Below are 13,088 nucleotides of genomic sequence, written 5' to 3' on the forward strand. Positions count from 1 at the left end.
GTGTTCGACGTGCCGTCTTACCTGTTGCGCCTACAGCTCGCTGACCGCCCCGGGAGTCTGGGGTCGGTCGCTGTCGCGCTCGGCACGGTGGGCGCCGACATCCTGTCCCTCGACGTTGTCGAGCGTGGCCCGGGCTACGCCATCGACGATCTGGTCATCGACCTCGCGCCGGGAGCGCTGCCCGACGCGTTGCTCACCGCCGCGGAGGCGTTGAGCGGAGTGCACGTGCATTCCATTCGTCCCCATACCGGCCTGCTGGAGGCCCACCGCGAGCTCGAGCTCATCGACAAAGTGGCCGTCGCGTCAGCATCGACTCGCCTTGCGGTGCTCGCCGAGGAAGCCCCCCATGTACTGCGCGCCAACTGGTGCACGGTGGTTCGGCAGGACAGCGGTGGCTTCACCCGGGTGGCCGGAAGCGCGGGAGCCCCGGAAACCCAGGCCACCTCGGCCCCCTGGCTACCGCTGGAGCGCGCGCAGGTTCTGGACACCGCGGCCGAATGGGTGCCGCAGCTCTGGAAGGACATGGACACCACCTTGGCTGCTGCGCCGCTGGGTGCGGGTGACACCGCGGTGGTATTGGGCCGCCCCGGCGGCCCGGAGTTCCGCCCGTCGGAGGTGGCACGTCTGGGCTATCTGGCCGGGATTGTTGCTACCCTGGTGCGATAACCACGCATACCGGGGAGGACTCATGCGACTGCAGGTTGCCTGTGTGTCGATTGCATTGAGCGCACTCGTAGTCCTGCCACCCAATGTCGCGACCGCCGAGCCCGCGGGTTTTCCCGACCTCAACACATTCGCAGACGTCCCCGCGCAGGCGTACATCCAGAAATGGCCTCGGAGCGCACCCACCGTGAGCTTCTCGACGGAAGAAGGGATCAACTGCGGTTTCGGCGCCCCGGAAACGCCGAACGAGGACAACCAGTTCGCCTTCTGTGACGGCCCGCTTCCTGGCCTGCAGAACGTTCCGGCGAGAGGTTCCGGTCCATGCGACATCGGTAGCGTCAATTCCTTTGGCATAAGCCACACCCAAGGTGCCTGCGAAGACGCAAGGCCCAACTGGAAGATCCTCAGCCCTGGCCACAAACTGTCCTACGGAAACATCACCTGCGCCGTGGGGCGGGGACCCGTCGTTGCCTGCGTCGAGAGAATCGCCCACAAGCGCGGATTCGTGTTGCAGCCGTCGGGTTCATTCGTCTTCTGACTTCGCAGCGGCCTCACAGCGAATTGCCGGTTTCACCAGGCACACTCGCCGGCGTGCCTGAATTGAGAAGTTGGGTCTACCCGCGCCGCGAGCAGTTGGCTCTTGCCGCGCTCATCGCCGTCATGACGGTCGTCTACCTATGGAATATCAGCCAGAACGGCTGGTCCAATGCCTTCTACGCGGCGGCCGTGCAGTCCGGTAGCCAAAGTTGGAAGGCATGGTTCTTCGGCAGCTTCGATCCGCAAAACTATGTGACGGTCGACAAACCCGCCGGTGGCCTGTGGCTGATGGGCCTGTCCGCCAGGATCTTTGGCTTCTCCAGCGCGAGCATGCTGATCCCGCAGGCAGTACTGGCGATACTGAGCGCACTACTGATCCGCGCCTCTGTGCGGCGTCTCGCCGGACCGGCGGCCGGGCTCCTTGCCGCCGCCGTGTTCGCATTGATTCCGGTTGTTTCAGTGATGTTCCGCCACTCAAATCCCGACGCCCCCATGGTGTTCGGCATGGTGGTTGCCGCCTACTTCATCACCCGCGCGGTCGATACCGAACGGGCACGCGCAGCGGCGGGCTGGATGGCGCTGGCCGGTACCGGTATCGGATTCGCATTCCTGTGCAAGACGTTGGAGGCGCTGCTGGTCGCTCCGGCGCTGTTATTGGTGTTCGTGGTCGCGGCCAAGTTCGGTTGGAGGACCAAGCTGGCGCACCTGTTGGCGGCCACCGCGGCACTCATCGTGTCCTCCGGCTGGTGGATGCTGGCGGTCGCCCTGACTCCCGCCGCCAGCCGACCGTACGTCGACAACTCGACGGACAACAGCGAGTGGACGCTGGCGATCGGATACAACGGATTGGATCGGCTGCTAGGCAAGGACTCCGGCATGCCCCGAGAGTTTGAAGGACCCAGCTTCTCGGGCACTCCCGGCCTGTTTCGCATCTTCGAGGATGACCAGGCCTTCCACGTGGCATGGCTCATTCCGGCGGCGCTCATCGCGCTAATGTTGGGACTCGTCGTCGCGAGCCGCGCGAACACGGCGGGCCTGGTGGCACGGTATCGGGCACTGATCGCCAATCCCGCTGGGGTGGCACTGATCCTGTGGGGTGGCTGGCTGGTCTCGACGTACGTGATCCTGGCGTACATGAAGCAGCAGTTCCATCCGTACTACACCTCAGCCATGGCACCCGGTATCGCGGGTACGGTCGCGGTCGGTGCGGTCATCTTGTGGCAGAAGCGATCCGAAACCATCGCGCGGTATGGACTGGCAGCGATCACGCTGGCCGCGGCGGTCATGGGATGGGTGCTCCTGCGGCGCGATCCGACGTGGCTGCCGTGGCTGCGCTGGGTGCTGCTCATCGGAGGAATCACCGCTGCGCTGGCGTTGGCCCTCGGCGGGTTGCAGCGCTCCGAACGGCTGCGGGTTGGCATCGCCACACTGGCACTTGCCGTTTCGCTGGGCGGTTCGATCGCCTTCACCGTTGCGAACGTCACCACGCCCAAGGTCGGCGGCCTGTCCACCTCGGGCCCGGCCGTACCCGACGACGACAAGTTCGGCGGCCGGGAACCGAAACCGCTCGATCCGGCACTGGCGTCGCTGATCAAGGATTCCGACGCCAGGTGGCCGGTGGCGACCACCAACACCCGCACCGCAGCACCCATTCAGCTGGAAACCAACGCGCCGGTGATGGCGATCGGCGGATTCTCCGGGCGTGACAACCCCATCACCCTGCAACAGTTCATCGACTACACGCGCGATGGCACCGTCCAGTTCTACGCCGAATCGGTCAAGGATAAGGACAAGCAGAAGGAACAGCCGCAGAAGGATACCGACACCAAGCGGGTGGCCGACGAGATCCAGCAGTGGGTTGAACACCACTACGCGTCAACGGATTACGGAGACCTGCGGGTGTTTGACCTGTCCGCGCCGCCGAAGGCCTAGGAGCCGGGGCCCCGCAGGGAGTACCGCTGTGCCACGGATCGCGGAACGCCCGGATCGAGCGACAGGTCGATCCCGGGGAAGTCGACGCGACGTATCCGGTCTCGGGCACCCGCGGATTCGAGCTCACCGCGATGCTCAGGATGCAGGTGGTAGTACCGCAAGATCGCCAGCAGCAGCGGTGGGTCGATCCGATACTTGGCAGCGATAAGCGGTTCGGCCCATGCCCTTTCGCGTGGCTGTGAGGAGAACAGGCCGGTGCGGCGCATCTGGAAACGCGCGGATCCCACCAGCCAGGTCGCGAACCGCACGCCCTGCTCGGGATCAACCCTGAAGAGCTGATCCCAGGCAATGCTGCGTTCGGTCAACAAGGTTTGGCGCCGCACGCCCGTGGCAGTGATCTCCAGACCTGGACGCACGGTCCGCAGGTTCCAGACAAGGCACCCGAGGAAAATCACCAAGAAGCCGACCAGCACCCACTCCGTCACCAGCATCACCCACAGCAGCGGGAATTCGTTGGCCACATCCGCGCTTTGGGTGGTCTGTATGGAGACGTACGGGACGAACACGATAGCCATGATCGCTATCGCCATGACACCCACAATCTCGCTGATGTCGGGTAGGAAAATGCGGTCGCCATCCGCTCGCAATGTCCTCGGGAGTTTCCGGAACCGTGTCCGCAGCAAGAACAACTGCATCACGAATACCGGGACCAACACGAATGACGACCCGGCCACCATCAGGCCCATGCCGAGCTTGCCGAAGCTATTGAACGCAATCGGCACCGCCACGACCATCGCAACTTCAGCAAGCAGAAGCAATCCCAAGATGACTCTGACGGCCCACACCGCGGCCGATTTGCGCGGCCATACCGACGGCCACCCCAGCGACTCCACCCCCGTATTCATGGCGCCAGGCTACCAACGGCAGCGCCACCACGGCCTAGAACACAGTGCCGCCAACCCTGCTCCCGCCGCGTTGAGCAGCACATCATCGACCGAGGACACCCGACCAATATCGAGAATGAACTGCAGCACCTCGACGAGGACCGAACTACATGCAGCAAGCCCGACGACCGCCCACAAGCCGATCCGGAACCGGATGGGCAAGAAGAAACCAGCAGCCGCGAACACCAGCAGATTGCCGCCCACCTGCTCCACGACGGTGGCCACATCCGCCGTACGCAGCGCAGCCAGGTCGGCGAACGGCATCCACTGCACGCTTCGCGTCCCTCCGGCGGGCGTCAGAATCATCCACACCCATGGCACCGTCCCGGCCACCGCACCGATCTCGGTCGCGCTCGATACCCATGCCCACCGCCGTTCCCACCCGGATCGTGTGCGCCACAACGCACATGCCACCACGAGCAGAACCACGACGGGAATCGTTGCCGCCGCACCGATCCACACGGAACCCCAACGCTCCCACGTCCCCCACATCGGTCGGCGCTACGCGGGCGGTCCGTCGGCCAGCAGTGCGCGAAAGCCGTCCTCGTCGAGGATCGTGAGGCCGAGCTCAACGGCCTTGTCGTACTTGGACCCCGGCGAATCGCCCGCGACGACAAACGCCGTCTTCTTGGATACCGAGCTCGCAGACTTGCCACCGCGCGCGATGATGGCCTCCTTGGCCTCATCCCGCGAAAAGCCGGGCAGCGAACCGGTCACCACAATCGACAACCCGTCCAGGTTGCGCGGTATAGATTCGTCGCGCTCATCGGCCATCCGCACTCCGGCGGCGCGCCACTTGTCCACGATGGCGCGATGCCAGTCGACGGTGAACCAATCCACCACTGCCGCAGCGATGGTGGCGCCCACCCCTTCGACCGCCGCAAGCTGCTCGACGGACGCCTCCTCAATGGCCCGCAGTTCGCCGAATTCGGTGGCCAACGCCCGTGCCGCGGTAGGTCCGACATGGCGGATTGACAGCGCCACCAATACCCGCCAGAGCGGCTGCTGCTTCGCCTTGTCCAGGTTATCCAGCAGGCGGACTCCGTTGGCGGACAGCGCACCGTCCTTGGTCTTGAACAGGTCGGTGCGCAGCAGCGCATCATCGGTCAGCGAGAACAGATCGCCCTCGTCCTCAATGACCCCGGCCGCGAGCAGCGCAATCGCCGCCTCGTAGCCCAGTACCTCGATATCGAACGCCCCGCGCCCGGACACATGGAAAACCCGCTCACGCAGTTGCGCCGGGCAGCTGCGCGAGTTCGGGCACCGAATGTCGACGTCCCCCTCCTTCGCGTGAGCCAGGGTGGTGCCACATTCGGGACATGTTGTGGGCATGATGAATTCGCGCTCGGATCCGTCTCGCAACTCGGCGACCGGACCCAGCACCTCGGGGATCACATCGCCGGCCTTGCGGATCACGACAGTGTCGCCGATGAACACACCCTTGCGCTTGACCTCGGACGCGTTGTGCAGCGTCGCCAGGGACACCGTGGATCCGGCCACTTTCACCGGAGTCATGTACGCGAACGGGGTGACCCGCCCGGTGCGGCCCACGCTCACCCGGATGTCGAGCAGCTCGGTGGTCGCCTCCTCGGGCGGGTACTTGTAGGCGATGGCCCAGCGAGGTGCCCGCGAGGTGCTGCCCAGGCGACGCTGCAGCGCCACGGTGTCGACCTTGACGACCAGACCGTCGATCTCATGTTCTACGTCGTGACGATGCTCAGCCCAGTAGTTGACGCGTTCCTGAACCTCTGCGATGCCCCGCACCTTCGTGGTGTGGGTGGAGACTGGTAATCCCCACTGCCCCAACGCCAAATAGGCGTCATGCAAGCTCTCCGGCGCGAAACCTTCGACTCGACCGAGCCCGTGACAGATCATCCGCAGCCGACGTCTGGCCGTGATGGCCGGATTCTTCTGTCGAAGGCTGCCCGCGGCGCTGTTGCGGGGGTTGGCGAATGGCGGCTTGCTCTCCTCTACCAGCGCAGCATTCAGGGCCTCGAAATCCTCCAGCCGGAAGAACACCTCACCGCGGACCTCCAGCAGGCTCGGTATCGGGTACTTCTTTGACGCCGTGAGTCTTTCCGGCACATCTTCGATGGTCCGCGCGTTCAGGGTCACGTCCTCGCCACTGCGCCCGTCGCCGCGGGTGGCCCCGCGGACCAGCACCCCGTTCTCGTAGATCAGCGCTAGCGCCACCCCGTCGATCTTCAGCTCGCACAGGTACTCCGGGTCCGCACCGATATCGCCGCGGACCCGGGCATCCCAGGCCGTCAGCTCGTCGGAGCTGAATGCATTGTCCAGGCTGAGCATTCGCTCAAGGTGATCGGCCGACCGAAACTCGGTGACAAAGCCCGCGCCACCCACGAGCTGCGTCGGCGAATCCGGGGTCCGCAGTTCCGGGTACTGCTCTTCGAGCGCCGTCAGCTGCTTGAGGAGCTCATCGAACTGGCCATCGGAGATGACCGGGGCGTCCTTGACGTAGTAGCGAAACTGGTGACCACGCACCTCGTCGGCAAGCTCACGCCATTGGCGCTGCACGTCAGGATCCACATCGGCAGGCTAACCCACCCACCCGACAGCTCCGGAACCCTAAGCTGTGCCCATGGGCTCTGCCAGTTCCTCTTCGCGCAAGCGGCTCATCGGCCACCCCGTGATGTTTTCCGAGAGTGATCCGGGACTGGCAGAACTGCGCAAGCTGGCGCTCGCTCTACCCGAAGCGGCCGAACAGATCTCCTGGGGCCGTCCCGTGTTTAAGGCGGGCACCGCCAAGGCCGGCAAGATCTTCGCGATGTTCGGCGGGAACGCAAAGGGTGCCACGAAGGGCGACATGATTGCCTACCCCTATTCGGTGCTCATCAAGGTGGACGATTCCGAGCGTCAGGCACTGCTGCAGGACGAACGGTTCTTCTACCCGGCCTACATGGGCCCCTTCGGCTGGCTCGGCCTGGACTTCGACGCCGCCGAGGTGGACTGGGACGAGGTCGCCGAACTCCTCGACGCCTCCTACCGACTGATCGCCACGAAGCGGCTGATCACACTGCTGGACTCCTAGACCGGCCCGCATTGACAAAGCGGCGTCCCTGTTTCAAACTTTGCCTCAGAATTCATCTATCCAGGTGAGAGGCGAGTTGGGCCGTAAATTGATAGTTGCTAAGTTGCTACGCAGCCTCGCTGTTGCAGGTACGACAGCAGTCTTATCAGCCGCCGCGATTGCCATGGCGGCCCCCGCCCTCGCCGCACCACTCGTCTTCCCCGGGATGGAAATCATTCAGGGGACTCAGAGCTGCACGCTGGGATTCGTCGATCCAGAGGCACGCCTCGGCGTCACCGCGGGGCACTGCGCCATGGATAGCGATGGACCGGTGTATGACTCGGCGGGCAACGTCATCGGCGTCCTCATCATCGCGTCCTCGAACATGCAGGACGGCGACCGAATCGACAGCTCCAAGTACATGATCGACTACGAGGCCATCAAGTTCCGTGACGACGTAGGGATCAACGACGTGCTCCCCAACGGGATTCGGCTTGAGCGCGGTGGAATCCAGCCGCATCCAGGTCTCCCGGTATGCCGGAACGGCGTCACCACCGGCGAGGCCTGCGGGACCGTGACCGACGTCTACAACGGCTGGTTCGAGATCGACGGCATGCCCGCCGATCACGGCGACTCCGGCAGCGCCGTCTACTCGATCACCTCCCCAGGGCACGGAGCCATCGTGGGAATCGCTCGCGGGACCACTCAGGACGTGAAGACCGGCGTGGTCCGGACCACGGGAATCTCGTGGTCAACCGTGGTCGATCAACTGCGCGTAGACATCGAAAAGAAGCCGAATCAGGCTCCCAATACCCCCGCGCCAAGCGCCGCTCCACCCCTGCCACCAGGCGATCCGGCCCTATCCGAGGCATTAGTGCCAGCATTGGACGCCTGATTCGCATAGGCTCGTAGCGACACGGAGAGTCGTGCCGCGTGCTCTCCTCGCGCTGGTCGGGGCCCAGTTGACGGTGAACGTGGCAGACGGAGAGCTACGGCGTGACCACTGTCGGCGACAACGCTCGACGTACCCGCCGGTGGAGACGCGTGACGGCACAGGTTGCCGCGCTCGCCTTGCCGGTCGGCCTACTGACCGGCCTCGGCCTTGTGAACCCGATTGCGGCACATGCTGATCCGTTGATCTACCCGGGCATGGAAATCATCCAGCGCCCACCGGGCAGGGAATCGCTGAGCTGCACACTCGGCTTCGTGGATCCCGCAGCGCGCGTCGGCGTCACCGCGGGGCACTGCGGCGGCAACGGGCCGGTGTTCACCAGCGACGGGGTCCGCATCGGCCAGCTCGCCGTGGCCCAGTCCAATATCAAGCCCGAGGGCCCACTGGCTCGTGACGACTATCGGATCGACTACGAAGGCATCGCGTTCGACGAGGGTGTGCCGATCAACAACGTGCTGCCCAACGGGCTGCGACTCGGGGTCGACCCCACGATTGTTCCCCGGGACGGCCTGCCGGTGTGCCGAATCGGCATCACCACCGGCGAGGCGTGCGGTTCGATTGACGGAATAGGCAACGGCTGGTTCCTGGTGAGCGGCCTCCCCGTCGACCACGGGGACTCGGGTAGCGCCGTGTACACCGTCACCTCGCCCGGCAACGCCGCCATCGTCGGCATCGTCAGCGCCCGTTTCACCGCCAACCAGACCCGCCGCGAGTCCACCGTGGCACTGTCCTGGCCGACGGTGCAGCAGCAGATCCGAGATGACATCGCGGCCACCCGGCGCCCCCCCGAGGTCGCCAGCCCGGTGGCGATCAATCCCGCGGCACCGTCGATGGTCCTTCCGCCGGCACCCTCTGATGACCGTCCCTCCGGTCCCGCGAGAATGGTTGTCCCCTAGCCACTATGCGCCCGTTTCTCTGGATAACGACCGTTATTGCCGTGCTGTGCGTGCTCCCCGCCGTGAATCCGGCACCGGCACAGGCCGACCCACCGCTGGTGTATCCCGGCATGCTCATCTACCAGGGCACGCTCAGCTGCACCCTCGGCTACATCGATCCCCGGCTCCGGGTGGGCATCACCGCCGGGCACTGCTTCAACGGCGACGGCGTCGTCCGCAACGGCGAGGGCGCCGCGGTCGGCCACAAGATTTTGGCCCACGACAACCGGCCCCCCGAAGGCCCGGTGTACGAGGACGAATACACCATCGACTACGAGGCCATCGCGATCGACGACGGCCTGCCCCTCAACGACGTCCTGGCCAACGGTCAACGGCTCGAGCGTGACGACACGGTGATCCCCGATATCGGGATGCCGGTCTGCCGCACCGGCGTCACCACCGGTGACGAGTGCGGATCGGTGACACGACTTGGCAACGGCTGGTTCAGATTTAACGGTCCGGTGATCGCCAAGGGCGATTCCGGAGGCCCGGTGTACACGCACATCGGCGACCGCACCGTGCTCGTCGGAATCATTCGGGGATTCATGACCAGCCAATCCGGCGATGACGTGCAGTCCTGGGCGATGTCATGGCCGTCGGTGATCAAACAGCTCCGCGAGGACCGCAAGGGCTTGTTGCCGGGATGAGCCCGTAGGCTCTGGTCATGAGTGATTGGAAGGCCTTCACCGTCGAAACCACCGGGCAGATCGCCCAGGTCACCCTCATCGGCCCCGGCAAGGGCAATGCGATGGGACCCGACTTCTGGCGGGAACTGCCGTTGATCTTCGCCGAGCTCGACGCCGACCCGGAGGTGCGGGCGATCGTGCTGGCGGCCGCCGGCTCCAACTTCAGCTACGGATTGGACCTGCCAGCCATGGCCGGTACCTTCATGCCGCTAATGGCAGATAAAGCGCTGGCCAAGCCGCGCACCGACTTCCTCTACGAGGTACGCAGGCTGCAGGCCTCGGTGACCGCCGTCGCCGATTGCCGCAAGCCGGTGATCGCCGCGGTGCAAGGCTGGTGCATCGGCGGCGGTGTGGACCTCATCGCCGCCGTCGACATCCGCTACGCCAGCGCCGACGCGAAGTTCAGCGTTCGGGAGGCCAAGGTCGCTATCGTCGCGGATATCGGTTCGCTGCACCGACTTCCACCCATCATCGGCGAGGGCCACCTGCGTGAACTGGCGTTCACCGGCAAGGACATCGACGCCGCGCGGGCCGAGAAGATCGGACTCGTTAACGACGTATTCGATACCCCCGAAGCGACCCTGGCGGCCGCACACGCCACCGCCGCCGAGATCGCCGACAACCCCCCACTCGTGGTGCAGGGCGTCAAGGACGTGCTGGGCCGCGAACGCGAGAGTGTCGTTGCCGACGGACTGAAGTACGTCTCGACGTGGAATGCCGCGTTCCTGCCGTCGGAGGACCTACAGGAGGCCATCGGCGCCGTCTTCGAGAAGCGCGCCCCTAAGTTCAAGGGGCGCTAGGCCTGACCCCAGAACTCAAGCGGCAGCGGTTGGTGCAGCTGCGTTTGGAGACGGGTTAGCCTCGGGGTTGTTCGCCAGGGCAGTCAGTACGTCATCCCACAGCTGCGGGCTGGTCAACAAGTTCATATGCCCGCCAGCGAATCCTGGATCTTGGTTCTGTATAACGATGTTGGTGACATCGGGGCCGTTTAGCGCTTGCTGTGTGTATGGCGTGACTACCTCGTCGTTTGTCGACGCAATCGTGGTGTACTGCACTCCGGGCTGCGTATCTCCATTTCCATAGACAACCTTCTGGAAAGGCGAGGTAAATGCCTGTTGAATAGCGGCCGGAGCGACGGCCGCGATGGTGTCATAAACCAAGGGCCCAACGATCGGTATCGACCGTAGGTAGACGATGCCATCGAGGTCGGTTCCGTGGTTACTGGGCGCGATACCAATGAGCTGTGACACCTTGTCTGCGCCACCCATCTGATTCATGTAGTACTCCGGGAGGAGGCCGCCTCCTTGGGAATGTCCGACCAGGATCACCTTTGGCGCGCCAGTCTCAGCAAGGACCTTATCGATCTCAGCGGAGAGTTCCTGCGCGGACTGCCGAACATCGCCGATGGCTTGGAATGGATTGGCCGCAATGCCAGTCGTGTTTCCGTAGTTAAAGGTGTAAACCTTGTATCCCGCGTTGGCCAGCGCCGGTGCTCCAACACTCCAGTTGAACCCCTGAGTCTCGATAGTTCCATTCACCAAGATAACCGGGAGCGGGTGCTCTGCGGTAACAGTGATGGACGGATCATTGGCTCCTGCGGGAACCTGAGCCGGATTGAGATAGGACAACGCGTCATACACCCCATAATGCACTGCGAAGCGTCCCTGGCTGGCGGCATTAAGGGGCGTATCGGTCAACATTTTACTAATGTTTGCTGATGTGTCAGCGACCGCAGCGGCTATCGATGCAGGTACCCCCCAGAATGCGTTGGGACCAAATGCCGCCTCCACGTTGCTCGCCACATTGCTCACAGCCGAGGCAGCTATCGCACCCGCATCAAATGCAAGTCCAGCCATTTGCCTAGAGAACTGCGCAACTTCGGCCACAAATGCGACTGCCCCCTTGCTGAATTGAGTGGCAGCATTACCGACAGGGCCCCCAACCATTTGAGCCAAGGCCATCGCGGGTCCCGAGACTAACTGCCTGGCAGCCGCTTCAACAGCGTTTATCGCCTGATTGGTTACGTAGCCGATACCGACGGTGCCACCAGACACATGCGTACCAACCACCCCAGCCGTGCCCGCTGCACTGGCAGTACTTGATTGACTTGCCACGGACGACGCGACCAGACTCCGTGTTCGCAAGGCAGTGGGCGTGGCGACGACACTGGCCGCCCCGCTTTTCGTTGTGGCCGCGCCCAACGGAATCTCAGACACTCCGACCTGCGGCGGATCCTTCGGAAGCTGTCCAGCCCCGATCTGACTGGAACGACGGCCGCCGTACTCAGCGCGCGCCGTTGCTTCAGATACGCTTGCCGGCGCTGCCGGAGCGACCGGGACCGCAGGAACCAGCGGACTCAACGGGGCAGCAGGAACAGCCGGCGCGACAGGCGCGATAGGTTGACCGTGCAGGACAACCGCTGCCTTCGGGGTGTTTAGGATGCTAGCCGGAGGCGCGGCCGGGATGGCGTGTGTCGGCGGGCCGGCGAGCGTTGCCACGGCAGTCGCAGAAACATCGCTGTGGGCCGGTTCCAACGATGTGTTTACCTGGGCCGACAGCGTACTTTTCGGTTGATCCTTGACCGAGATCGACTGTTGCCGTGCATTCGTTCCACTCGGCGCGAGGTCAGCCCGCCTATTGATCTCTGCCTGGCCACCATGCGCCTTAGCTGAGCCGTCTCCAATACCAGATGTTGCCGTACCCTTTACACCCTTCGACGGCACAGCAACCGGTAAAGCATCAGTAGTCGTCGATTTGACCTGTTCCGATGGTTGACCTGACTTGTCCGGAGCTTGACTGGATTTCACCGTTGGGGGCTTTTGCGCGGCATTTAAACCGATGTCCTTCTTCGTCTCACCGGACCGTGCCCGCGCCGATGAACCAGGTAAATCAGCACCTCGCACACCGCTCGCTTGGCGATTTCCATCTTTATCGCCACTCTGACCACTATTCGAAGACGACACACCAGAAGAATGGGCGTGGCCTACACCCGACGCACCCGCATTCTCAGTGCTTCTACGAGATTCCGCTGCTGCATGGCTTCCACCGGGATCAGAAGACTTATTCGAGCCATGATCGCTACCGCCTTCCGGGCTTGCCTCCGCAATACCGACTCCGAAGAACCCGAGGGCCGCGACGAAGACCAATACCGCCCACATCCGCAATATCAGCGCACGAACCAGCATGAGGAAACCCTTCTTGCATTCGCCAGTGAAGACATCTCTGAGTTTCTCCGAATTCATCTTTCGGAAACGATTCAGAGCCGCCGTTTCTATTAATAAAAGACGGCCCGTACTTAATGGCACTGGGCCGCTGCACTCGGCACGAAACTTACACGATTCCCACAGATATTCCAAACATCCAAGGAGAATAAATAGTCTTACGGAATTTTATCGATGCACACCGCCATGG

Annotated in this window: 12 protein-coding genes; 8 read left to right on the forward strand and 4 right to left on the reverse strand. The window is 63.7% G+C overall.

Annotated features, from left to right (window positions below):
- From FZI91_RS01200 to FZI91_RS01210, 3 genes are all read left to right on the forward strand, one after another.
- Entirely contained in the window at positions 1 to 666 is a 666-nt protein-coding gene (locus FZI91_RS01200) for an amino acid-binding protein (RefSeq protein WP_162526604.1), read from the forward strand.
- A gap of 22 nt (positions 667 to 688) precedes the next feature.
- Positions 689 to 1,201 carry a hypothetical protein gene (locus FZI91_RS23875; protein WP_243733932.1) on the forward strand — a complete coding sequence of 171 codons (513 nt, stop codon included), beginning with the start codon at positions 689 to 691 and terminating at the stop codon, positions 1,199 to 1,201.
- 122 nt (positions 1,202 to 1,323) lie between these two features.
- Positions 1,324 to 3,132, forward strand: coding sequence for a glycosyltransferase family 39 protein (locus FZI91_RS01210; RefSeq protein ID WP_155937672.1), 1,809 nt, complete (start codon positions 1,324 to 1,326; stop codon positions 3,130 to 3,132).
- On the opposite strand, the gene FZI91_RS01215 is transcribed toward FZI91_RS01210, so the two are convergent.
- From FZI91_RS01215 to ligA, 3 genes are read right to left on the reverse strand one after another with little or no spacing between them, the layout of a single operon-like run.
- Positions 3,129 to 4,037, reverse strand: coding sequence for a hypothetical protein (locus FZI91_RS01215; RefSeq protein ID WP_155936896.1), 909 nt, complete (start codon positions 4,035 to 4,037; stop codon positions 3,129 to 3,131). The two genes, FZI91_RS01210 and FZI91_RS01215, sit on opposite strands and share 4 nt — an antisense overlap.
- Positions 4,038 to 4,046: 9 nt before the next feature.
- Positions 4,047 to 4,568, reverse strand: coding sequence for a VanZ family protein (locus FZI91_RS01220; RefSeq protein ID WP_155936897.1), 522 nt, complete (start codon positions 4,566 to 4,568; stop codon positions 4,047 to 4,049).
- A gap of 9 nt (positions 4,569 to 4,577) precedes the next feature.
- The gene (ligA, locus tag FZI91_RS01225) at positions 4,578 to 6,623 is read right to left on the reverse strand and encodes an NAD-dependent DNA ligase LigA (protein ID WP_162526603.1); all 2,046 of its coding nucleotides are present in this window, start codon (positions 6,621 to 6,623) and stop codon (positions 4,578 to 4,580) included.
- A gap of 103 nt (positions 6,624 to 6,726) precedes the next feature.
- Here ligA and FZI91_RS01230 point away from each other — a divergent pair, with 103 nt between their 5' ends.
- The 5 genes from FZI91_RS01230 (at position 6,727) to FZI91_RS01250 (ending at position 10,477) form a co-directional block, all read left to right on the forward strand.
- The gene (locus FZI91_RS01230) at positions 6,727 to 7,125 is read left to right on the forward strand and encodes an MmcQ/YjbR family DNA-binding protein (protein ID WP_155937673.1); all 399 of its coding nucleotides are present in this window, start codon (positions 6,727 to 6,729) and stop codon (positions 7,123 to 7,125) included.
- Positions 7,126 to 7,288: 163 nt separating this feature from the next.
- Positions 7,289 to 7,999: a hypothetical protein gene (locus tag FZI91_RS01235; RefSeq protein WP_309224188.1), complete on the forward strand. Its 711-nt coding sequence runs from the start codon at positions 7,289 to 7,291 to the stop codon at positions 7,997 to 7,999.
- Positions 8,000 to 8,100: 101 nt separating this feature from the next.
- Positions 8,101 to 8,952: a hypothetical protein gene (locus FZI91_RS01240; RefSeq protein ID WP_162526602.1), complete on the forward strand. Its 852-nt coding sequence runs from the start codon at positions 8,101 to 8,103 to the stop codon at positions 8,950 to 8,952.
- Positions 8,953 to 8,957: 5 nt separating this feature from the next.
- On the forward strand, positions 8,958 to 9,638 hold the full coding sequence (locus FZI91_RS01245) for a hypothetical protein (RefSeq protein WP_155936898.1): 681 nt from the start codon (positions 8,958 to 8,960) through the stop codon (positions 9,636 to 9,638).
- A 17-nt stretch (positions 9,639 to 9,655) separates the two neighbouring features.
- A complete protein-coding gene (locus FZI91_RS01250) occupies positions 9,656 to 10,477 on the forward strand; it encodes a crotonase/enoyl-CoA hydratase family protein (RefSeq protein ID WP_155936899.1) in 822 nt (273 codons plus the stop codon).
- A 15-nt stretch (positions 10,478 to 10,492) separates the two neighbouring features.
- Here FZI91_RS01250 and FZI91_RS24165 read toward each other — a convergent pair whose 3' ends face one another.
- Positions 10,493 to 12,982: an alpha/beta fold hydrolase gene (locus FZI91_RS24165; RefSeq protein ID WP_155936900.1), complete on the reverse strand. Its 2,490-nt coding sequence runs from the start codon at positions 12,980 to 12,982 to the stop codon at positions 10,493 to 10,495.
- Between the last annotated feature and the right edge of the window lie 106 nt (positions 12,983 to 13,088).

The organism is Mycobacteroides sp. CBMA 271 (genome assembly GCF_009729205.1).
Classification (GTDB): Bacteria; Actinomycetota; Actinomycetes; order Mycobacteriales; family Mycobacteriaceae; genus Mycobacterium.

Excerpts from the sequence above, each read along its gene's own strand:
- FZI91_RS23875 (WP_243733932.1), top strand. The coding sequence starts at position 689 with ATGCGACTGCAGGTTGCCTGTGTGTCGATTGCATTGAGCGCACTCGTA.
- FZI91_RS01210 (WP_155937672.1), top strand. The coding sequence starts at position 1,324 with ATGACGGTCGTCTACCTATGGAATATCAGCCAGAACGGCTGGTCCAAT.
- FZI91_RS01215 (WP_155936896.1), bottom strand. The coding sequence starts at position 4,037 with ATGAATACGGGGGTGGAGTCGCTGGGGTGGCCGTCGGTATGGCCGCGC.
- FZI91_RS01220 (WP_155936897.1), bottom strand. The coding sequence starts at position 4,568 with ATGTGGGGGACGTGGGAGCGTTGGGGTTCCGTGTGGATCGGTGCGGCG.
- FZI91_RS01230 (WP_155937673.1), top strand. The coding sequence starts at position 6,727 with ATGTTTTCCGAGAGTGATCCGGGACTGGCAGAACTGCGCAAGCTGGCG.
- FZI91_RS01235 (WP_309224188.1), top strand. The coding sequence starts at position 7,289 with ATGGCGGCCCCCGCCCTCGCCGCACCACTCGTCTTCCCCGGGATGGAA.
- FZI91_RS01245 (WP_155936898.1), top strand. The coding sequence starts at position 8,958 with ATGCGCCCGTTTCTCTGGATAACGACCGTTATTGCCGTGCTGTGCGTG.
- FZI91_RS01250 (WP_155936899.1), top strand. The coding sequence starts at position 9,656 with ATGAGTGATTGGAAGGCCTTCACCGTCGAAACCACCGGGCAGATCGCC.